This is a genomic window from Streptomyces sp. CB03234 (assembly GCF_001905885.1).
Classification (GTDB): Bacteria; Actinomycetota; Actinomycetes; order Streptomycetales; family Streptomycetaceae; genus Streptomyces.
Window position 1 is genome coordinate 192,689 of record NZ_LIYH01000004.1, and the last position, 20,815, is coordinate 213,503.

At 73.7% G+C, this 20,815-nt stretch carries 19 protein-coding genes; 6 read left to right on the top strand and 13 right to left on the bottom strand.

Annotated elements, in window-relative coordinates:
• Window positions 1-4 precede the first annotated feature (4 nt).
• Together AMK26_RS18020 and AMK26_RS18025 are read right to left on the bottom strand one after the other, a co-directional pair.
• Window positions 5-490: an Lrp/AsnC family transcriptional regulator gene (locus tag AMK26_RS18020; protein WP_073755720.1), complete on the bottom strand. Its 486-nt coding sequence runs from the start codon at window positions 488-490 to the stop codon at window positions 5-7.
• 39 nt (window positions 491-529) lie between these two features.
• Window positions 530-2,896, bottom strand: coding sequence for an MMPL family transporter (locus AMK26_RS18025; RefSeq protein WP_158071126.1), 2,367 nt, complete (start codon window positions 2,894-2,896; stop codon window positions 530-532).
• A 261-nt stretch (window positions 2,897-3,157) separates the two neighbouring features.
• On the opposite strand from AMK26_RS18025, the gene AMK26_RS18030 reads away from it, so the two are divergent.
• Both AMK26_RS18030 and AMK26_RS18035 read left to right on the top strand, forming a co-directional pair.
• A complete protein-coding gene (locus AMK26_RS18030) occupies window positions 3,158-4,675 on the top strand; it encodes an FUSC family protein (protein ID WP_073755721.1) in 1,518 nt (505 codons plus the stop codon).
• Window positions 4,676-4,756: 81 nt separating this feature from the next.
• Window positions 4,757-5,815, top strand: a complete 1,059-nt coding sequence (locus AMK26_RS18035; RefSeq protein ID WP_073756253.1) for a lactonase family protein — start codon at window positions 4,757-4,759, stop codon at window positions 5,813-5,815.
• Window positions 5,816-5,885: 70 nt separating this feature from the next.
• Here the strand turns inward: AMK26_RS18035 and AMK26_RS18040 are convergent, their stop codons facing one another.
• A complete protein-coding gene (locus AMK26_RS18040) occupies window positions 5,886-6,806 on the bottom strand; it encodes a sirohydrochlorin chelatase (RefSeq protein ID WP_073755722.1) in 921 nt (306 codons plus the stop codon).
• Window positions 6,807-6,876: 70 nt separating this feature from the next.
• Window positions 6,877-8,085 carry an N-acetylglucosamine kinase gene (locus tag AMK26_RS18045; protein ID WP_073755723.1) on the bottom strand — a complete coding sequence of 403 codons (1,209 nt, stop codon included), beginning with the start codon at window positions 8,083-8,085 and terminating at the stop codon, window positions 6,877-6,879.
• Between the two features lie 183 nt (window positions 8,086-8,268).
• On the opposite strand from AMK26_RS18045, the gene AMK26_RS18050 reads away from it, so the two are divergent.
• Window positions 8,269-8,946, top strand: a complete 678-nt coding sequence (locus AMK26_RS18050; protein ID WP_073755724.1) for a uracil-DNA glycosylase — start codon at window positions 8,269-8,271, stop codon at window positions 8,944-8,946.
• 93 nt (window positions 8,947-9,039) lie between these two features.
• Here AMK26_RS18050 and AMK26_RS18055 read toward each other — a convergent pair whose 3' ends face one another.
• Window positions 9,040-9,780 carry a PP2C family protein-serine/threonine phosphatase gene (locus tag AMK26_RS18055; protein ID WP_073755725.1) on the bottom strand — a complete coding sequence of 247 codons (741 nt, stop codon included), beginning with the start codon at window positions 9,778-9,780 and terminating at the stop codon, window positions 9,040-9,042.
• Between the two features lie 106 nt (window positions 9,781-9,886).
• Between AMK26_RS18055 and AMK26_RS38355 the strand changes: the two genes are divergently transcribed.
• Window positions 9,887-10,948: a M28 family peptidase gene (locus AMK26_RS38355; RefSeq protein ID WP_079277657.1), complete on the top strand. Its 1,062-nt coding sequence runs from the start codon at window positions 9,887-9,889 to the stop codon at window positions 10,946-10,948.
• Between the two features lie 83 nt (window positions 10,949-11,031).
• Here AMK26_RS38355 and AMK26_RS18065 read toward each other — a convergent pair whose 3' ends face one another.
• Together AMK26_RS18065 and AMK26_RS18070 are read right to left on the bottom strand one after the other, a co-directional pair.
• Window positions 11,032-12,117: a WD40/YVTN/BNR-like repeat-containing protein gene (locus AMK26_RS18065; RefSeq protein WP_073755726.1), complete on the bottom strand. Its 1,086-nt coding sequence runs from the start codon at window positions 12,115-12,117 to the stop codon at window positions 11,032-11,034.
• Between the two features lie 92 nt (window positions 12,118-12,209).
• Complete coding sequence (locus AMK26_RS18070; protein WP_073756255.1) at window positions 12,210-13,292, bottom strand: NADH:flavin oxidoreductase/NADH oxidase; 1,083 nt, start codon at window positions 13,290-13,292, stop codon at window positions 12,210-12,212.
• 125 nt (window positions 13,293-13,417) lie between these two features.
• Here AMK26_RS18070 and AMK26_RS18075 point away from each other — a divergent pair, with 125 nt between their 5' ends.
• Window positions 13,418-13,768 (top strand): ArsR/SmtB family transcription factor, encoded by a 351-nt coding sequence (locus AMK26_RS18075; protein ID WP_073755727.1) that lies wholly within the window; start codon window positions 13,418-13,420, stop codon window positions 13,766-13,768.
• 57 nt (window positions 13,769-13,825) lie between these two features.
• Here AMK26_RS18075 and AMK26_RS18080 read toward each other — a convergent pair whose 3' ends face one another.
• Together AMK26_RS18080 and AMK26_RS18085 are read right to left on the bottom strand one after the other, a co-directional pair.
• The gene (locus AMK26_RS18080; protein WP_073755728.1) at window positions 13,826-15,172 is read right to left on the bottom strand and encodes an FAD-dependent oxidoreductase; all 1,347 of its coding nucleotides are present in this window, start codon (window positions 15,170-15,172) and stop codon (window positions 13,826-13,828) included.
• Between the two features lie 126 nt (window positions 15,173-15,298).
• Window positions 15,299-15,982 carry a DUF305 domain-containing protein gene (locus AMK26_RS18085; RefSeq protein ID WP_073756256.1) on the bottom strand — a complete coding sequence of 228 codons (684 nt, stop codon included), beginning with the start codon at window positions 15,980-15,982 and terminating at the stop codon, window positions 15,299-15,301.
• A 101-nt stretch (window positions 15,983-16,083) separates the two neighbouring features.
• Here AMK26_RS18085 and AMK26_RS18090 point away from each other — a divergent pair, with 101 nt between their 5' ends.
• Window positions 16,084-17,616: an LVIVD repeat-containing protein gene (locus tag AMK26_RS18090; RefSeq protein ID WP_073755729.1), complete on the top strand. Its 1,533-nt coding sequence runs from the start codon at window positions 16,084-16,086 to the stop codon at window positions 17,614-17,616.
• Here AMK26_RS18090 and AMK26_RS18095 read toward each other — a convergent pair.
• From AMK26_RS18095 to AMK26_RS18110, 4 genes are all read right to left on the bottom strand, one after another.
• The gene (locus AMK26_RS18095) at window positions 17,574-18,242 is read right to left on the bottom strand and encodes a TetR/AcrR family transcriptional regulator (protein WP_073755730.1); all 669 of its coding nucleotides are present in this window, start codon (window positions 18,240-18,242) and stop codon (window positions 17,574-17,576) included. The two genes, AMK26_RS18090 and AMK26_RS18095, sit on opposite strands and share 43 nt — an antisense overlap.
• Window positions 18,243-18,388: 146 nt before the next feature.
• Window positions 18,389-19,093, bottom strand: a complete 705-nt coding sequence (locus AMK26_RS18100) for an HAD family hydrolase (protein WP_073755731.1) — start codon at window positions 19,091-19,093, stop codon at window positions 18,389-18,391.
• An 18-nt stretch (window positions 19,094-19,111) separates the two neighbouring features.
• On the bottom strand, window positions 19,112-19,780 hold the full coding sequence (locus tag AMK26_RS18105; RefSeq protein WP_073755732.1) for a phosphatase PAP2 family protein: 669 nt from the start codon (window positions 19,778-19,780) through the stop codon (window positions 19,112-19,114).
• A 49-nt stretch (window positions 19,781-19,829) separates the two neighbouring features.
• Window positions 19,830-20,765: a M56 family metallopeptidase gene (locus AMK26_RS18110; RefSeq protein ID WP_073755733.1), complete on the bottom strand. Its 936-nt coding sequence runs from the start codon at window positions 20,763-20,765 to the stop codon at window positions 19,830-19,832.
• Window positions 20,766-20,815: the final 50 nt, after the last annotated feature.

Consider the following 20,815-nt stretch of genomic DNA (forward strand, 5'->3'; position numbering starts at 1 on the left):
CGGCTCACCTCTGTCCGGAGGCGGACGCCCGGCCCACCGCCTCCACCAGCGGCAGCAGCCGGTGCGGCACCCGCTCGCGCAGCGCCATCTCCGTACGCGTACGCACCACACCCGGCAGCTGGATCAGCCGCTGGATGACGTCCTCCAGGTGCCCGTTGTCCCGCGCGACGACCCGGGTGAGCAGATCCCCGCCGCCGGTGATCGAGAACGCCTCGACGATCTCGGGGATGGCGGCGAGCGCGTCGCCCACCTCGTCCAGGTGTCCCTGGGTGACCTCGATGTGCACGAACGCGAGCACCGGGTGCCCGAGCGCGGCGGGGGAGAGCACCGGCCCCGTACCGGTGATCACCCCGTCCCGCTCCATCCGGTCCAGCCGCGCCTGCAGGGTGCCGCGGGCGATGCCCAGGATCCGCGCGTACTCGCGCACGCTGGTGCGCGGCTGCTCGAGCAGCAGCCGCAGGATGCGGGTGTCCAGCTCGTCCACCGCCATGGTCCGTCGGCCCCCTCGTGGTACGGCGATTCCTCCGTATCACCGTACCAATGGCTCACCTCGCACTCCCTTGCCGCGCAGCCACGAGGGCGACCACCAGTTGGCGCGCCCGGCCAGCCGCATCACGGCGGGCACCAGCAGGCCCCGTACGACCGTCGCGTCCAGGATGGCGGCCAGCGCCAGTCCCACCCCGACCGCCTTCAGGAAGACGAGGCCCGACGTCGCCAGCGCCACCATCACCACGGCCAGGATGACGGCCGACCAGGTGAAGAGCCGGGCGGTACGGTCCAGTCCCCGGGCGACCGCCGTCACCGTGTCCGCCCCCGCCCGGTGCTCCTCGACCATGCGGGACAGCAGCATGCACTCGTAGTCCATGGACAGGCCGAAGGCGACGCAGAACGTCACCACCGGAAGCTGCACGTCGAGGGAACCCGTCGCCACGAAGTCCCCCACCAGCCACCGCAGATGGCCCTGCTGGAAGACGAAGACCAAGGCGCCGAAGGTCGCACAGAGGCTGAGCGTGTTCAGCACCAGCGCCTTGACGGCCAGCACGGGCCGCCGGGTCAGCCCCAGGACCAGGGCGAACATGGACGCGCCCACCAGCGTCAGGGCCGGTCCGAGCCGTTCACCGATCGCCCCGCGTACATCGGCGACCCTCGCGCCGAACCCGCCCACCCAGGCGCGGGCGGGTGCCGGCACGTCCCTGATCGCCTCGACGCGGTCGGCGGTGGCCGGATCGCCCGGCTCACCGACCGTGGCGACCGACAGGTACGCGCCGTGCGGTGACCCGAAGCGGGCGGCCGACGAGGAGGGACCGGCGACGAGCCGTCCCCGCCGGTACGTCCCGGTCGCGGTGTCCACCCGTGCCACCCCGTCCACGGCGGAGACGCGCCGCGCGTAGCGGTCCAGTTCCGCGGTGCGGGAGCGGGCGTAGAGGCCGGGCAGGGCGACGGTGGTGGCACCGACCGGTGAGTCGGGGAAGTCCTGGCGCAGTGCCGCGCCGACACCTCCGGCGGCGGTGGCCGCGGGCAGCACCCGGTCGTCGGACATCGCGAACCGGACGTCGGTGAACGGGACGGCCAGCAGCACCAGCAGGCAGGTGACGGGGATCCCCGTCGCCAGCGGCCGCCGCATCACCGCCAGGGCGATGCGCCCCCAGCCGCCCGTCGGCGTCGTTCTTGTACGGTCCGACGGGGAGCGGCGGCGCCACCGGGCGAACACGTCCAGGCGGTCGAGCCGGTCGCCGAGCAGCGCGAGCACCGCCGGGAGTACGACCAGACTGCCGACGGCGGCCATGACGGTGACCGCCACGCCCGCGTACCCGAGCGAGCGCAGCAGCGGGTGCGGGAAGACCAGCAGGGCGGCCATGCTGCACGCCACGGTGGCGGCCGAGAAGGCCACCGCCCGGCCGGCCGTCCGCAGCGCCGTGTGCAGGGCCTGGGCGGTCACCGCGCCGTTCGCCCGTTCCTCGCGGTACCGGCTGACCAGGAACAGGCTGTAGTCGATCGCGAGGGCGAAGGCCAGGGCGGTGCCGATGTTGAGCGCGTACACCGAGATCTCGGTGACGTCGGTGAGCCTGCGCAGCAGCGCGGTGGTGCCGAGCGCGGCGAAGACCCCGACGAGCACGGGCAGCGCGGCGGCCACCAGCGAGCCGAACACCAGCAGCAGGAGCGTCGCGGTGACCGGCAGGGCGACCAGCTCGCTCATCCGGGCGTCGCGGGACGCCTGCCGGGCCACCTCCACGCGTGTTGCCGCCTCGCCCCCGGCCGTCACCTCCAGCGGCCCGAACCGTCCGGTCACCTCCGGCACCACGCGCTCGGCGGTCCTGCCCCGCTCCCGGTCACCCCCACGCAGCCACGCCAGCACCAGCGCGGCCCGCCCGTCCCGCGCCCGGAGGGCCGCGGCGGACCCGCTTGGGCGGCCGGTGACGGGACCGGTCTCGTGACCCGTTGTCGCGCCCGTCTGCCGGCTGCTTTCCTGGCCGGCCTCCCGGCCCGGCGTCCCGCCAGGCGTCCAGTACGACTGCACGCGCGCGACCCCCGGGTCGGCGGCCAGGCGCCGCTCCACCAGACGGGCGGCTGAGACGGCGGCGGGGGCGTCCACGCCACGACGGCCGGGGGCCTCCGTACGGGCCAGCAGTACGAGATCCGGCCTGCCTGCCAGGAAATCCCTCCGGAGGATCTCCTCCGCGCGCAGCGACTCGGCCCCGGGCGGCACGATGCCGCCCGAGGACAGGCGGTCGGCCACATCGTGCCCCACCAGTCCGGACAGGGCCATCAGCACGAGCGCGAGTACGGATACGAGATGCCGGTGCCGTACGGCGAAGGGGACGGGTGAACCGACGGCAACTCCGTCCCCGCTCAGCTGTGGCTCCGGTGTCGGCGTCGGCTTCGTCGTGGTCGGCATGTGCACTCCCCTGGCACGGTCCTGATGGTCGGCTCGCTTCCCTCTCCTCATCGACCGGGGCCGCGCCCCACCTTGAGCTGGCCCATTGGCACGGTCCATACGTCCGGGCCCTGCGCACCCCTGGGCCAATGGACCAGTGGTGCGGGCATGAGTTGAGCCAACGGGCCGGAGGATGGTGTCATGGGGGTGTCGATGGCGCTGCGGATCCCGCGGCGCCTTTTTCATGCGTGTACGCCGGAAACGTCGAAGGGGCGGGAAACTGTGCTGAAGAGGGTGTTCGTGGCTCCGGATCCGGGGCGGCTGCGACTGCGCAGCGCCGCTCGGGCCGTCCTCGGCATCAGCGTGGCGGTCGCCGTGTGCGGGCTGGCCGGGCTCTCTCTCGCGGCGGCCATCACCGGCGGTCTCGCCGCGCTCCTCGCGCTCTTCACCGTCACGGACGCCACCGTGCGCAAGCAGGCCGTCACCACCGCCCTGCTGCCCGCCGTCGGGTTCCCGGTGCTCGCCCTCGCCGCCGTCCTGCACGACCACCCCGTCGCGCGGGACGTGGCCTTCCTGGCCGTCATGGGCGCCGGGGTCTACGTCCGCCGCTGGGGACCGCGCGGACACTCGCTGGGTGTCTTCGCGTTCATGACGTTCTTCGTGACGCAGTTCCTGCACACCCTGCCCGGCCAGCTCCCCGAGCTGTACGCCGCCGTCGCCCTGTCCCTGCTCTCCTCCTCGGCGGTCCGCTTCGGCCTGTGGTGCTACGAGCGGCGCCTGACTCCGCCCGCCGTGCAGGCGCCGGACGAGGGCCGGGGGCTGGCCCGCACCACCACGCGCCAGGCGGTCCAGGCGGTCGTCGGCGGTGCCGTGGCGCTGGTGATCGGCCAGATGCTGTCCGGTGAGCGCTGGTACTGGGCCGTCGGCGCCACCTGGTGGATCTTCGTCAACACCGCCTCGCGCGGTGAGACGCTCGTACGCGGCTTCCGCAGGGTGCTCGGCACGCTCATCGGCATCGCCGTCGGCCTGGTGGTCGTCGTCCCGCTGGACGGTGCCGCCGTCCCCACCGCCGTCCTGGTCGGGGCCTGCGTCTTCGGCATCTTCTACACCGCCGCCGTCTCCTACACCTGGATGATGCTGTCCGTGACGCTGATGGCCGGGGCGCTCTACGGCCTCCTGGGCGTCCTGGACCCGGCCCTGCTCGCGCTGCGTGCCCTGGAGACCGGTGCCGGGGCGCTCGGCGCGGTGCTGGCCGTGCTCTTCGTGCTGCCCATCACCACCCACGCCACGACGGACGCCTGGATCCAGCGCGCCCTGCGCTGCGTGCACGTCTGCACCGCGGAGGCCGCCGCCCGCCTGTCCGGAACCCCGGGCGCCGACCCCTCCCCGCACGTCGCCGAACTGGAGGCCCTCCTCGGCCGCGTACGGCTCTCCCTGGCCCCGCTCGTGCACCCGCTGAGCCCGCTGCGCGCCCGCAAGGCCCGCGCCCGGCAGGTGCTGGAGCTGCTCGACGCGTGCGCCCGCGAGGTACGGGGCCTGGCCTCCATCGCGGCGGACCCGGAGGCGTCCCACGACGCCCGGCTGGCCGCCGCGTGCTGGCGCGTGGAGGCGGCCGCCGAAGCGCTCACGACGCCGGAGAAGGCGCGGGAGGCCCGTACCGCCCCGGCCGACGCCGCGCTGCCCGCTTCGGCGATCCTGACCGAGCCCGCGCTGGCGCACCTGCACAGCCTGGAACGCGCGCTCACCGCGCTCGCCACCCCGCTGCGCACCTCCCCGCGCGAACCCCTGATCGGCGCGTAAGGCCGAACCCCGACCTGCCTTGGTCTAGACCTGCTAGCGTCGGGTGCGCACCGGGCTCGGCAGGCGGAGAGGGGCAGCGTGGTGGCTGACGAGGCACGGCAGAGCGGCGGTCGGGCCTACATCGGCTCGTTCACCTCGGCGGGCGGACGCGGCGTCGTCGCGGCCGCCGTGGACCGGACGACGGGCGCGCTGACCGTCACGGGCGCGTCCGACGCGGTCGCGGACCCGTCCTTCCTGGTGACCGCGCCCGGCGGCGACCTGCTGTACGCGGCCGGCGAGACCGAGGAGGGCACCGTCGCGGCCTTCGACGTCACGGGGCCCGCGCCCCGGCTGCTCGGCGCCCCCGCCCCGGTGGGCGGTGCGCATCCGACCCACTTGGCGCTCGCCCACGGACACGTCCTCACCGCCAACTACGGCTCCGGCGGCGTGAGCGTCCTGCCGCTGGGCCCGGACGGCGCGCCGAAGCCCGCCGCCAGGGTGCTGCGGCACCGGGGCGCGGGCCCGCACCCGGACCGGCAGGCCGGCCCGCACGCCCACCAGGTGGTGCCCGCCCCCGGCGGCCGCTGGCTGCTGGCCGTGGACCTCGGGACCGACTCCGTACACGTCTGCGCCCTCGACCCCTCGACGGGCGAACCGGCACCGCACGGCGAGACCGCGCTGCGCCCGGGCAGCGGCCCGCGCCACCTCGCCTTCCACCCGTCCGGCAGCCACGTCTACGTCCTCGCCGAACTCGCCCCCACGCTCACCGTCTGCCGCTGGAACCCCGCCACGGGCACCCTCGCACCCTTGGGCGAGACGGCCGTCCTGCCGAGGGAGCCGGACACGGAGGCCGTGAACCACCCCTCCGGGATCGTCGCGTCGCCCGACGGGCGGTTCCTGTGGGCGGCGGTGCGCGGTGGCGACACCATCGCCGTCCTGGCGCTCGACGACACCCGGGAACGGCCCCGCCTGGTCGCCACCGTCCCGTGCGGCGGGCACTGGCCCCGGGACCTCGCCCTGCACCCGGAGGGACGGCGGCTGTACGTGGCCAACGAGCGCTCCGGCGACGTCACGTGGTTCGACATCGACCCCGCGACAGGAGTGCCGAGCCGGGCGGGCGCCATCCAGGCCCCGGCGGCGTCCTGCGTGGCCTTCGCCTGAGACGTACGGGAACGGAAAGGGCCCGCACCGGACGTCTGCCGGCGCGGGCCCTCCGTACGGCTCGGGCCGGTCAGCGAACCGGAGCCCCCGACGGCTGCGGCGCGATGCCCAGCGTCGTCGTGTACTGCGACAGCACCAGCTTGCCGACCGCCGGGTACGCGCCCAGCGGCTCGGCCACCGGGCAGTCCGCCGCCTTCGCGGCGTCGTCCAGCAGGCCCTCGGCCAGCTCCGGGCCGATCAGGTACGGCGCGAGCGCCAGCTGCGCCGAGCCGGAGCCGCGCAGCTGCTCGGCGACGGCCGCCACCGAGCCCTCCTGGTCCAGTCCCGCCGCCATCACCGGGACGGCCAGCCGCGCGGCCAGCAGCATGCCGGTGATCCCGGCCGCCTGCACGGCCTCCTCGCCGCCCACCGTGGCGAGGACGATGCCGTCGGCCGCCGTGGCGACCGTGAACAGCCGCGCCCGGTCGGCGCGGGCCAGCCCCGCCTCGGACAGGCGCACGTGCAGCGCCTCCGCGAGCAGGGGGTGCGGACCCAGTACGTCGGTCAGCTCGGCGGCCGCGCCGCTCTCCTCGACGGCCTGCCGTATGCGGTCCGTCAGGGCGCTGTCGGGACCCGCGAGGAGCGGGACCACCACGGCGGCCGGGCCCTCGGGCTCGGCGACCTCACGGCCGGCGGCCCTGGCGAGCTCGTACCGCTCGACACGCAGCGCGGCGGCCCGCTCCAGGACGGCCGAGAGCGTGGGGTACTCGGAGTTGTCGCCGTCCAGGAAACCGATCGCGGCCTCCAGGCCGGGCAGCTCGGAACGAGCGATGCTCACGACCTCTTCGGCCAGGCTGCGGACAGCGGCGGAAGGGGCACCGGGAACGGCGAGAACGAGCGCGGGCGCGCCCTCGGGGGCCGCCACGGGTTCAGGGCGACGGTGCCGCCCGGACTGTCGGGGTCGCGGCATTCGTACAGGCAGGCCGGAAGCGGGCCCAGTGGGGGAGCTCATGGCCCGGCATGCTACTGGCTCTACCTGCTCCGACGCTTGGGGAGGGCCCGGTCGGGCGCCCTCTGTCCGGCTATGTCCCATGCGTACGTTCCTCATGGATGATGTCCAGCATGCCCGGCTCGCGAGGCAGCCGGAGCGTGTCCGTGGCGAGGGCCGCCGCGACGGCGAGCGAGCCGGCCAGCGGGTCCCCGGCGGCGGGCACCGTCCGCGCGTACGGAAGCTGCTTTGCCAGCTGGTCTCGCAGGGGTACGAGGAGCGGGTCGCCCATCCGGAACAGGCCACCGGTCAGGGCCACTTCCGGGCCGCCCTCCCGGCTGTCCGCCGGGCTGTCCGCCGGGCCGTCCTCCGGCCTCTGCTGCGGACCGTCTTCCGAACTGTCTTCCGGGCCGTCTTGGGGACTCTGCTCCGGGCCGTCTTGGGGGCTTTTGTCCGGGCCGTCTTCCGGGCCGTCTTCCGGGCTCTGCCCCGGGCCGTCGCCGGGTGGGCAGACGGCGGCTGCCGCCTCGGCGATGTGCCGGGCGGCCAGCGCCAGGATGCCGGCTGACACCGGGTCGCCACCCGTGGCGCACCGGGCCACCTCGGGCGCGAACGAGGCGAGGACGGCAGGCCGGTCGGCGCGCGGGTAGAGCCGGCCCGGCAGCGTCGCCGGGGGCCCGAACACCGCCTCGACGCGCTCCAGCAGCGCCGCCGAGCCGCCGCGCCGCCCGTCATGGGCGCGCATGGCCGCCTCCAGTCCGGCGCGGCCGATCCACGCCCCGCTGCCGCAGTCGCCCAGCAGGTGCCCCCAGCCGTCCGCGCGGCGCCAGCGGGACAGGTCCGTGCCGAGCGCGATCAGGCCGGTGCCCGCCGCGACGACCGCCCCGGGCCGCTGCCCGAGCGCCCCGGCGTACGCGGTGACCGCGTCGGCGGCCAGCGCGAGCCGGCCCGCGCCGAGCGAGCGCCGCAGCGCCTCCGGCAGCGTGGCGCGCAACTCGTCGCCGAGCGTCGCCATCCCGGCCGCCCCGACCGCCACCGCCGCGAGCCGGTCGGCCCCGGCGCGCCGGAGCAGCCCCTCGGCGGCGGGCACCAGCCGTTCCAGCAGATGCCCCGCGTCGATCCCGCCGGCCCCGGTCCGCACCGGCTCCCAGAACACCACGCTCTCGGCGGCACGTACGCCGCCCTCGGTACCGACCACGGCACCGACCTCGTCGGCGCCGCCGTGGCGCAGTACGGGCGCGAGCGCGATGCGCAGCCCCGACCCGCCGGAGTCGACCCCCAGCACCCACGCGCCGGCGCTCATACGGCGCCTCTCGGCCGCCCGCTCCCCGGCTGCTCCGGGGCGCCGCGCCGTTCCGGTCCGTCCACGGGGCGCTTCATGGAAGCCACCGTATCGCCCGGACCGCCGGGTCAGCGGGCAGGACCGACGTGAGCGGCTTGCTCGGGCGTTCGGAGCGCAGGTGGTGGGCCGGTAGGGTGACGTGCCGTGGCAGCACGACCGTTGAAAGAAATCGTCGAGCCGGGGTGGGCGGACGCCCTCGCGCCGGTGGCCGAACGCATCGCCGGGATGGGCGACTTCCTCCGTACGGAGATCGCCGCCGGGCGTACCTATCTGCCGGCCGGACCGCACGTGCTGCGGGCGTTCCAGCAGCCGTTCCACGAGGTGCGGGTCCTGATCGTCGGACAGGACCCGTACCCGACGCCCGGCCACGCGGTGGGGCTGAGCTTCTCCGTGGCGCCCGAGGTGCGGCCGTTGCCGGGCAGCCTGGAGAACATCTTCCGGGAGATGAACTCGGACCTGGGGCTGCCCCGGCCGTCCAACGGAGACCTGACGCCGTGGACCCGGCAGGGGGTGCTGCTGCTGAACAGGGCGCTGACCACCGCGCCGCGCAAGCCGGCCGCGCACCGTGGCAAGGGGTGGGAGGAGGTGACCGAGCAGGCCATCAAGGCGCTCGTGGCACGCGGCAAGCCGCTGGTGTCCGTGCTGTGGGGACGGGACGCCCGCAACCTCCGTCCGCTGCTCGGTGACCTTCCGGCGATCGAGTCGGCGCATCCGTCCCCCATGTCCGCCGACCGGGGCTTCTTCGGCTCGCGGCCGTTCAGCCGTACGAACGAGCTGCTGGTCCGGCAGGGCGCGCAGCCGATCGACTGGCGGCTGCCGTAACGCGGCCGCTGGGCGGTTGGGCATGCGGCCGTCCAAGGGGCGGTCCGGGCGGTGGTCCGGGCGGTCCGTGGCGCGTTCTTCCGTGTCCGCGGTTCACTCGCCGATGCGCACCAGCGCCAGGGTGATGTTGTCGGGCCCTCCGGCCTCCATGGCGGCCTTCCAGAGCTCGAAGGCCGCTCCGCCGTCGTCGTGGGCCCGCAGCAGGCCCTCCAACTCGTCGTCCGGCACCGGATCGGTCAGCCCGTCGCTGCAGATCAGGACGCGATCGCCGGTGGTCAGCGGGGACGCCGTCACATGGGGCGTCACGGCGCTGAAGGCGTAGCCGCCGCCGAGCGTCTGCGTGACGGCCGACGTGGTACGCCGCCCCGGGGCCGGCGGTGGGCTGTCGTCGACGCTCACCTGGCGAAGCCCGTCCCGACCCGCCTCGTAGACCTTGCTGTCGCCCACATTGAACGTCAGCAGCGTCTCCGCCAGCACAACGGCTCCCGCGACGGTGGTTCCCATGGTGGCCAGCTCCGGGTGGCCCTCGGCGGCCGAGTACACCGCGCGGTTGCAGTCGTCCAGGGCGTCACGGACGGCTTCCTCGCCACCCAGGGAAGGGCCCAGCGAGGCGAGCCGACGGACGACCAGCGAACTGGCCACCTCGCCGGCCGGCTGCCCGCCCAGCCCGTCGGCGACCGCCACGACGAGCGGGGGGCCGAGGGGGAACACCAGCGACTGGGGACTCGTCGTCTCGGTGCCGCACAGCGTCCACGGTCCGACGACGAGGCTGTCCTCGTTGTCATGGCGGAGCAGCCCGGCATGGCTCAGGGCCGTCACAGCTGTGTACCGCACGGGAATCGACCGCCTTTCCGCAACGGCAGGCGTGCCTCTCATTCCCATGGTGACCCCGAGCCAGGGCGCGTGCCGGTCACCTGCGCCACCATGGACGGTGGCCACCATGGACCGTACGAGGGAAGGTGGTGACGGTGTGCTCCCGGCCCACATACCCGAGGTCGTACGGGAACTGACCCGGCGCGCGGACCCGCGGCGCCTCCGCCAGGACGTCGAGTTCCTCGCCGAGGGCCCGCGCGGCCGGACGCGCGCGCCCGAGGCCATGCTGCGGGCAGAGGCTTATGTGACGACCGAACTGACCGCGGCGGGCTGGCGGACCTGGCGGCAGCCGTTCGACGTATGGTGGCGCCTCGGCTCCACTGACCGGCGCGGTCACCAGGCGCTGCCGCTCGAATTCCGCCTCCACCCGCGGCTGACCGGTGCGAATGTGCTGGCTGAACCACCGGTGGGCCCTCACCGCCCCACCGTGGTCGTCGGCGCCCACCTGGACACCGTCGACGGCAGCCCGGGCGCCGACGACAATGCCTCGGGAGTGGCCGCACTGCTGGAGACGGCGCGGCTGCTCGGCGGGCTGCCGGGGGCACCCGACGTCACGTTCATGGTCTTCGACATGGAGGAACTGGGCCTGATCGGTTCCCGGTTCGCGGCTCAGTGGATCCGCCGCAACCGCAACGTCATGGGCATGATCTGCCTGGAGTCCGTCGGCTACTTCACGACCGAGCCCGGAAGTCAGCAGATGCCGATGGGCTTCGGCACGGCCTTTCCCCGCGTGGCCGCCGCGGTCCGCTCGGCCGGACTGCGCGGCGACTTCACCCTCGTGGTCCACCGCCGCTCGACGCGGGCGGCGGCCGCCCTCTGGCGCGGTGCCGCGCGGGCCACGGAGCCCGCGCTGTCCTGCGTCGCCCTGTGCGACCCGCGTCCGCAGGGCCCGCTGGGCGCGCTCGCCGGTCTCGGGGTTCCCCCGCTGGCCCATCTCGACCGCAGCGACCACGCGGCCTTCTGGAACACGGGGACTCCGGCCCTGATGCTCACCGATACGGCGAACTTCCGTAACCGCCACTACCACCAGCCGACCGACACCCCCGACACTCTCGACTACCGGCGGCTGGCGGCGATCGCCGTCGCTACGGCCGCCACTGCCGCGTCCTGGCCGACCGGACATGAATGAAGCCGCCGTCACGACATGTGCGTGGATGACTTCGCGAGGTGGCAGGAGGTGTGTCACCCAACCTCGTGGGAACGGCCCGCCCCTCATTCGATCAACGCCGCCCGCACGCACAGCACATCCGGGAGGTGGGAGGCGAGCAACTGCCAGCTGTCGCCCTCGTCGGCGCTCGCGTACACCTCGCCGTTGCGGTTGCCGAAGTAGACGCCGGCCGGGTCCGCGTCGTCCGTGCACATCGCGTCGCGCAGCACCGTGCCGTAGTGGTCGCCCTCCGGCAGGCCGGCCGCCAGGGCTTCCCAACTGCCGCCCGCGTCACTCGTACGGTAGACGCGGCACCGCCGCTGAGCCGGCACCCGGTCGGAGTCGGCCGTGATGGGGAAGACGTACGCCACATCGGCGCGGTGCGGGTGGGCGACCGCCGCGAAGCCGAAGTCGGAGGGCAGCCCCGCGCCGATGTCGGTCCACTTGGCGCCGGCGTCGTCGCTCCGGTACACCCCCCAGTGGTTCTGCAGGTACAGCCGGTCCGGATCGCCCGCGTCCTGGGCGATCTTGTGCACGCACTGGCCGAAGACCGGGTTCGGGTCCGGCAGGAAGACCGCCGACACGCCCTGGTTGGACGGCGACCAGGTCACGCCGCCGTCGCGGGTGCGGAACACCCCCGCCGCCGACACCGCGACCGTCACGGCGTCCGGGTCCCTCGGGTCCGTGACCACCGTGTGGAGCCCTTCACCGCCGCCGCCCGGCACCCACTGCGACCGCGTCGGGTGCTCCCACAGCGGCCGGACCAGCTCGAAGGTCTCCCCGCCGTCCTCGGAGCGGAACAGCGCGGCCGGCTCGGTGCCCGCGTACACCACGCCGGGCGCCGCCGGCCCGGCCGGGTGCAGCTGCCACACCCGCTCCAGCGAAGCCCCGGTGTCCTTGGGGAACGTGACGGCCGGCCGCGCCGGCTCCGTCCATGTCGCCCCCAGGTCGTCCGAGTGGAAGACCGAGGGGCCCCAGTGCGCGCTGTCCCCGCCGGCCAGCAGCCGGGGCGTGGTCCGGCGCTTGTCGATACCGATCGAATACACGGCCTGCGCGTTGAACCGAGGGCCCTCGAACTCCCATCGGCCGCCGCGTCTGCGGCCGATGAACAGGCCCTTGCGGGTACCTACGGTCAGTAGCACGTCGGACATCGCCGACACCTCCTGGACGCCTTTGTCGCGGATACGGGCCAGTTTGCACCCACCCACTGACAGCGGCGCTCCCGACGCGGCGTTCGCCCAGGTCAGACCGAGCGGTGGTACTGATCCGGCACGTGCACGTCACCGCCGAGCTCACGGGCCGCGTGCCGCGCCCAGGACGGGTTGCGCAGCAGCTCGCGGCCCAGCAGCACCGCGTCCGCCTCGCCGTTGGCGACGATCTTCTCCGCCTGCTCGGCCTCCGTGATCAGCCCGACGGCGGCGACCGGCAGCCCGGTCTCCTCCCTCACCCGCGCGGCGAACGGCACCTGGTATCCCGGGCCGACGGGGATGCGGACACGCGGGGCGTTGCCGCCGGTCGACACGTCGAGCAGGTCGACACCGTGCTCCTTGAGCAGCGCGGCGAAGCGGACCGTGTCGTCGCCCGTCCAGCCGGCCGTCCCCTCCAGCCAGTCGGTGGCGGAGATCCGGAAGAACAGCGGCAGCTCCTCGGGCCACACCTCCCGTACCGCGTCGACGACCTCCAGGGCGAAGCGCGTCCGGTTCTCGAAGGAGCCGCCGTACTCGTCGGTGCGGTGATTGCTGTACGGGGAGAGGAACTCGCCGATCAGGTAACCGTGCGCCCCGTGGATCTCGACGACCTGGAAGCCCGCGTCCAGCGCGCGGCGCGCCGCGGCCGCGAACTGTCCGGCCACCTCGTGTATCTGGTCTCGCGTCAGCTCGTCCGGCACGGGGTGACCGTCGTCGAAGGGCAGCGGGCTCGGGGCGACCGGCTGCCAGCCGTGCCCCTCGGCACCCACGGGGGCGCCGCCCTTCCAGGGCTGGTCGGTCGAGGCCTTGCGGCCCGCGTGGGCGATCTGGATGCCGGGGACGGTGCCCTGACCCTTGAGGAAACCGGTGATCCGGCGCAGCGCCTCGACCTGGGTGTCGTTCCAGATCCCGAGGTCGTACGGGCTGATGCGGCCCTCGGGGGAGACGGCGGTCGCCTCCAGCAGGATCAGTCCGGTGCCACCGGCGGCGCGGGCCGCGTAGTGGGCGAAGTGCCAGTCGTGCGCCACGCCCGCGTCCGGGCCGAACGCCTCGGCGCTGTACTGGCACATCGGGGCCATCCAGACGCGGTTGGGGACGGTCAGCGACCGGAGGGTGCGGGGCTCGAACAGTGCGCTCACGGCGGACTCCATTCAGGGCGGAACCGGTGGGGTACGGGTCGTACGATAATCATCGTAGTACGGGAACTGTCAAACTACGAGAGACCTCGTACAATGGGAACCCACCCGATGCCCCTGGAGCCGCCGTGACCACCGCGACCAGTCCGCGCGAGCTCGCGCACCCCGCGCGCGACGAGATCCGCCTCGAAGGCGTGCTCCACGCGCTGTCCGACCCCATGCGGCTGCGCGTCGTCCGCGAACTGGCGGCGGCCGGTTGTGAGGTGGCCTGCTCGTACATCGACCTGCCGGTCACCAAGTCGACCAGCACCCACCACTTCCGCGTGCTGCGCGAGAGCGGCGTCATCCGCCAGACCTACCAAGGCACTGCCAAGATGAACGGCCTCCGCCGCACCGACCTGGACGCTCTTTTCCCCGGCCTCCTGGACACCCTCCTCGCCGCCGCCGAAAGCCAGGCCGCCCGCCTCGGCACCCCCTAACCGCCTCGTAACCGCCCGGCACCGTCCCGCGCCGGCCACCGCGACACGGGCGGGGGCTCAGGTCTGGCCGGCGGCCGACAGGAGGCCCTGCCAGTCGGGGATCTTGACCGAGCCGCGGCCCAGGGCGCGCCCGAGGGCCGCCTCCGCCTGTTCGATGGACAGCCAGCCCGGCCACTCCACCGGCCGGTGGCCCCACGCGCGCAGGGTGGCCAGCGGGTCGTCGGCAACCGTCCGCCGGGCCAGCGCCGGGGCGTCCGCCAGCAGGGAGCCCGCCGTCTCCTTGGCGCACGGCCGGTTGGTGCCGATCACGCCGGTCGGGCCGCGCTTGATCCACCCCGCGACGTACTCGCCCGCGGAGGGCACCCCGTCCCGCAGCACCCGCCCCGACGCGTGCGGCACCGTCCCGCGCGTCGCGTCGAACGGCAGCCCCTCCAGGGGCACCCCGCGGTAACCGACCGCCCGCAGCACCAGCTGCGCCTCGATGTCCTCGTACGCACCGGTCCCGCGCACCCCGCCCGCACCGTCCGGAACAGTGCGCTCGAAACGTACCCCCGCCGCCCTGCCGCCCCGCTCCAGCACCTCCACCGGCCGCAGGAAGAACCGCACCCGGATCACCCGCTCCCGCGGCTCCCATCCGGTGGCCTCCGCCCAGGCGCGCACCACCTCCACATTGCGCCGGTTGACCGCCGGGAGGCCCGCCGGATCCGCATACGCCGGGTCCAGGGCCAGGTCCGCCGGCTCCACCTCGACCCGCGCCTGGGGCATCGAGCCCAGTTCGCGCAGCTCCTTGGTGGTGAACTTGGCCTGCGACGGGCCCCGCCTGCCCACCATGTGCACCTCCCGCACCCGGCTCGCGGCCAGCGCGCCCAGCGCCGCCTCCGGTACGTCGGTGGGATGCAGCTCCTCGGGGCCGCGCGCCAGGATCCGTGCGACGTCCACGGCCACGTTGCCGACACCGATCACCACGGCCGACCGGGCGCCCAGCACGAAGCCGTCGGCGGCGGCGTCCGGGTGCGCGCTGTACCAGGACACGAAGTCGGTGGCCGAGCAGCTCCCGGGCAGGTCCTCGCCCGGTACGCCCAGCCGGCGGTCCCGCGCCGCGCCGACGCAGTAGACGACCGCGTGGTAGAGCTCCAGCAGCCGCTCGGGCGTCAGCCCGCCCCTGCCGACCTCGACATTGCCGATGAAGCCGACGCGCTCGTGCTCCAGGACCGTGCGCAGGTTGTTCTGCAACGACTTGATCTTCTCGTGGTCCGGTGCGACCCCGTAGCGCACGAGCCCGTACGGGCACGGCAGCCGGTCCAGGACGTGCACCCGCACGTCCGGTACCGCGGTCTGCTCGACCAGGGACTGGGCGGTGTAGACCCCACTGGGCCCGGAACCGACGACGGCGACACGAAGCACGGCTGCGCTCCTTCCCGCTGGGACTCCCAGCATCGCACCGCCGCGCCCACGGGGGGAGGTGCGGTACGTACGGACGTGCGCCGACGGGGTGCCGGGGGGCCCGCCACCACCGTTCCCGGGGCACCGTCACATGGAGCGCATACGGTCGATCTCGGCCGTCTGCTGGGCGATCACGTCGTTGGCCATCTCCTCCACCTGGACGTTGTTCCCCTCCGACAGCACCTCGCCGGCCATGGTGACCGCGCCCTGGTGATGGGTGATCATCAGCTTCAGGAACAGTTCGTCGAAGGCCTCGCCGCGCGCGTCGCGCAACTGGGCCAATTGGGCCTCGGTCGCCATACCGGGCATGGTCCCGTGGTCATGGCCCGTCTGCGGCCTGGGCCCACCGTTGTTTTTCAGCCATCCCCGCATCGCGTCGATTTCCGGCTGCTGCGCCGCCGCTATGCGCGCGGCCACCTGCTTCACCTGGGTCGATGCCGCCTGCTTCGCGGCGAGCGCGGTCATCTCCAGGGCCTGGCCATGGTGGACGATCATCATCTGCGCGTAGGTGAAATCCGCCGAGTTGGGCGTGTCGGGCGGGACGGCCTCGCGCGCCTCCTCCGGCGAGAGCGTACGCGCGGGCTCCCCCGGCTTTCCGGGCGCGACCACCGCCGGGCCGCCGTTCCCGGCCGCCGCCTGGGACTGAGGTCCGTCCTCCGCTCCGGAGGGCGCGGACTCGCATGCCGCCAGGGCGAGTACGGCGGTCAGGGCGGCCGCCGCCGCGACGCCTGCGCTGCGCTTCGACACGAGAATCCTCCAGAGGCGCGTCATGAAGTCTCTGTTGCCATCTATTGAGATGTGCATGCAAAGGAAGATACTGCCGGGGTCCATGACCCGTTCACCTCCGAACGGAGACAAGGGAGGACGACGCAGTGATCTCGTTGCGCACCACTCACGTGCGACGCAGACGTCTGGGCGTGGCCACCGCCGCGGCCGGTCTCCTCGCGACACTCCTGACGGCCGCCCCCGCGGCCGCCGTGCCCGACCCCGGAGACGCTCCCGCCCCACAGGGCACCGTCTCCTCACAGCAGCAGGCGGAAGCCCTCGCGGCCATCCGTTCCGGTGAGATTCCCGGTGTGGACGAGATCGTCCACAGCGACAACATCACGCACGTCGCCAACGTCCCGCGCGATGCCTTCACCGGCATCAACTCGGACCTCGCCTTCCAGGGCCGTTACGCCTTCGCCGGCAACTACGACGGCTTCCGCATCTTCGACATCAGCGACCCCGCGTCGCCCAGAACCGTCGCCCAGGTCCTCTGCCCCGGTTCCCAGAACGACGTGTCCGTCTCCGGCAACCTCCTCTTCCTCTCCACCGACTCCTCGCGCAGCGACAACTCCTGCACCAGCACCACGCAGCCCGCGACCGAGAAGTCCTCCTGGGAGGGCATGAAGATCTTCGACATCAGCGACAAGCGGAACCCCAAGTACGTCGCCGCCGTCGGGACCGCCTGTGGCTCGCACACGCACACCCTCGTCCCGGAGCGCAGGAACGTCTACGTCTACGTCTCCTCGTACTCGCCGAACGCCGCGTTCCCCGACTGCCGGCCGCCGCACGACGGCATCTCGGTCATCAAGGTGCCGCGCAAGGCCCCGGAGAAGGCCGCGGTCGTGAACTTCCCCGTCCTCTTCCCGGGCGAGGGCCCCGACGGCGGCGGCAACCCCGGCGCGCCCACCAACCCGGGCGTCTCCAAGACCACCGGCTGCCACGACATCACCGTGCTGCCCTCCAAGGACCTGGCTGCCGGGGCGTGCATGGGCGACGGCATCCTCATGAACATCGAGGACCCGGAGAACCCGAAGGTGATCGACCGCGTCCAGGACAACGTCAACTTCGCCTTCTGGCACTCCGCGACCTTCAACCAGAAGGCCGACAAGGTCGTCTTCACCGACGAGCTGGGCGGCGGCTCCGCCGCCACCTGCAACGAGCGCATCGGCCCCCACCGCGGCGCGGACGGCATCTACGACATCGTCGGCAAGGGCGACAAGCGCAAGCTCGTCTTCCGCAGCTACTTCAAGATCGACCGACACCAGGCGGACACCGAGAACTGCGTCGCCCACAACGGCTCCCTCATCCCGGTCAAGGGCAAGGACCTGATGGTCCAGGCCTGGTACCAGGGCGGCGTCTCGGTATGGGACTTCACCGACTCCGCCAAGCCCAAGGAGATCGCCTACTTCGAGCGCGGTCCGCTCACCACGGACAGGATCATGAGCGGCGGCTCCTGGTCCGCCTACTACTACAACGGGCACATCTACTCGAACGACGAACGCAAGGGCTTCGACGTCCTCAGGCTCGACGACCGTCGTACGGATCCGGCGAAGCGGGTGCGGATGGACGAGCTCAACGTCCAGACCCAGCCGGACTACTTCGACGACTTCGACGACGACAACGACGACGACGACTGAGCCGGCCTCGTGGGCGTTCCGCCGGGCGGCCCGTCGTCCGGCGGGACGCCCAGCTCCCAGTCCAGCCCGTACCGCTGGAACAGCTCGGCGCGCAGCCGCGCCCGCGGCATCGGCGCCCCCGGCAGCAGCACCGCGAAGACCGCCCCCATCAGCAGGGCCCGCAGCAGCGGATAGTCCGCGTCCACGTCCCGCACCCCGTACCGGTCCACCGTGTCCCGCAACAGGGACGCCAGCCGCTGCTGCTCCGGACACTGCACGAACCCCTCCGCCTGGAGGATCCCGGCCATGTGCGTACGCATCAGCCTGGGCCGCTCCACCGCGAGGCCCAGGATCGCGTCGATGGCCCGGGCCAGCCGCTCGCGCCCGTCCTCGCTGCGCGGCTCCCGCTCCAGCGCCGCCTCCAGGGTCAGGTGCATCAGCCGGTGCACCGCCGACTGGAGCAGCTGCCGCTTGCCGGGGAAGTAGTACGAGACCAGCCCGCGCGCCGAACCGGCCCGGTCCGCGATGTCGGCCAGGGTCGTCGCCTCGTACCCCCGCTCGGAGACCAGCTCCACCGTCGCCTGCAGCAGCCGCTCCCGCGAACGCCGCCGCAGCTCTTCGTTGACCGATGCGCTGCGCGGGGACATGCTTTAACTCCTGCGTTGACTGGCTCGCAGCCAATATACTCAGAGGCGTGCCGACCGGACCGGGCGACGCGGGGGATCGTCCGGTCCGGGACGGCCTGTATCGACGCGTGCGGCCGACCGGCGGGTACGGCCGCCGACGCACGCGGTCAACCGAGCAGTTCCAGCACCGGACGGAGGCCATCGGGCCGCTTCTCGGCCGGCAGATGGTCCACGAAGTGCACGGCGCAGCCCAGGCTCGCCGCCCCGCCGTCCGCATATCGGCTGTCACCGACCATCAGCACATCACCCGGCTCCTGCCCGAGCGCCTCGCACGCCACCCGGAACAGCCGCGTGTCCGGCTTCTGGACACCATGTTCGTACGACAGGACGTAGGTGTCCACGAAGCGGTCCAGGCCGTGCGCGCGGAACACCGGCCGCAGGTCCCAGCCGATGTTGCTCACCACCGCGACCCCCAGGCCCCGCTCGCGCAGCGCCCCGAGCACCTCGGCCGCGTCCGGGTACGGCCGCCAGGCCGCGGGTGTCATGTGGCGGTCGTAGAGCGCGTCGTACAGGCCCGGATCGGGCAGCTCCACCTGGCGGGCGAGACCGGTGTACGCGGCGCGATGGCGTTCCGGGGTCATGTCGCGGGTCGCCCACAGCTCGGCCAGCCGCTCCGGTACGCGTCGCGGAGCCGCCCCGCCCGGCAGGGCCCCGGCCGCCTCCAGCTCCCTCGCCCACCGGGCGACGGCCCCCGGGGCGGCCGCCGAGCCCGTGATGCCCGCCGCGTCCAGGACGGCGCGCAGCCAGACGCCGGTGGCCTCGACGCGGAAAAGGGTCCCGGAGAAGTCGAAGAGCACGCTCTCGATCGTCATGCGGCGATCCTTGCCCGCTCAGCCGCGGCGCGACAAGACCGTCCGCTCGTACGTCAGGACGGCGACGGCCGCCACACACCCCCCCAGCAGCCAGCCGCCCACCACGTCCGACGCCCAGTGCACGCCCAGGTACAGCCGGGTCAGCCCCACGCCCACCACGGAGACGGCACCGGCGACCAGGGCGCCGGCCAGCAGGCGCCGGCCCGCGCCGAACCGGGTCAGCAGCCACAGCAGGAACCCGCACGTGAACGCCGCCGTCATCGCGTGACCCGACGGAAACGCCGCGAAGTGCGCCGAGTCGACCGGATCCGGCCACCGCGGCCGGTCGCGGCCCACCACCGCCTTCAGCAGCTGCTGCACGGCCGCACCGCACACGCTCGCCGCCCCCGTCCACACGGCCAGGAGCCGCTCCCCGCGCCGCCACAGCCACACCACGGCCACCGCGACCAGCGCGCGCATCGTCCACGGATCCCACACCCAGTCGCTGAGGATCCGGTTGGCCGTGGTGAGCCCCGGGGAACGTACGGCCGAATCGTGGAGCCCGTCCGCCACCGCCCGGTCGAACGAGACCAGCGGCCCCCACTCGGCGGCGACGAGCACCAGCAGCACCGCCACGAGGGCGCCCGTCGACAGGGCGACGGCGGAGGTGGAGACGGAGACGGAAGGAGAGCGTGTGGGGGAGGGCATGGGATGATCCTCCCCGACCTCCGCCCGGCTATCCCCAGCAGGTCTTCGGCTATCCCAGGGCCCTCAGCGCCGGTACGAACGCCACCAGCAGCGGCACCACCGGTACGAGCGCGGCGGCGGCCGTCAGGCGCAGGCGCCGCCCGGCCGTGAGGCGGGGCGCGGCCGTCAGGAGGCGGTTCACCCGGTGCGGCAGCTGGGCGTCCGGGGTGGGGCACGGGCCGAACACCCCGCGGTGCTCGTTCAGTTCCACCAGCGCGAGCGCGATCGTCAGCCGCCCGTACCGCCTCGACGCCACATCGTCCGCGGCCAGCTCCACCAGCCGGTGCATCTGGTCCCGGAAGGCGCCGAACACCGGGATCTGCGGGAACCCGGTCGCCAGCGCCGTGGAGCAGTGCAACAGCCAGTCGTGCCGCGCCCTGGCGTGCCCCTGCTCATGGGCGAGCACCGCATCGAGCTGACGCCCCTTCAGGCGGCGCAACGCGGCCGTGGTGACGACCAGCCGGGGCGCCGCCCCCGGCAGCCACCAGGCGTCCGGCCGCTCGCCCTCCAGGAACACCAGCGGCTCCGTCCCGGGCGCCTCGCCCGGCAACAGCGGTGAGCGTACGAGGAGTTCGGCGCGCCGCCGCCGGTGCCGCGCCCGGGACCGGCGCACCTCCCGGGTGAGCATCGCGCCCGTCCACAGGCCGCCGCACGCCAGCAGCACCGCCAGCACGGCGGACCAGGGGCCGTGCGCGCCCAGCTCGTAGGCCTCGACCACCGCGCGCGGGGCGGGGGCGAACACATGGCCCCGTACCGCCTGCCAGGCGGCCGCCGCGCTGAACGTCATCGACAGCGCGAAGCACAGCAGAACGGCCGCCACCACGCACTGCCACACCCACAGCGCCACGACCGGCTCGCGCTCCGGCCAGTCGACCCGCGCCAGCAGAGGCGGGGCCGCTACGGCGGTGAGAAGGCCGAGCCCGAGCAGCGCGAGGGAGACCAGCATGCCCTCACCATAGGAGCGGAGGAGTACCCACCGGTATGGCCTGGGGCGTC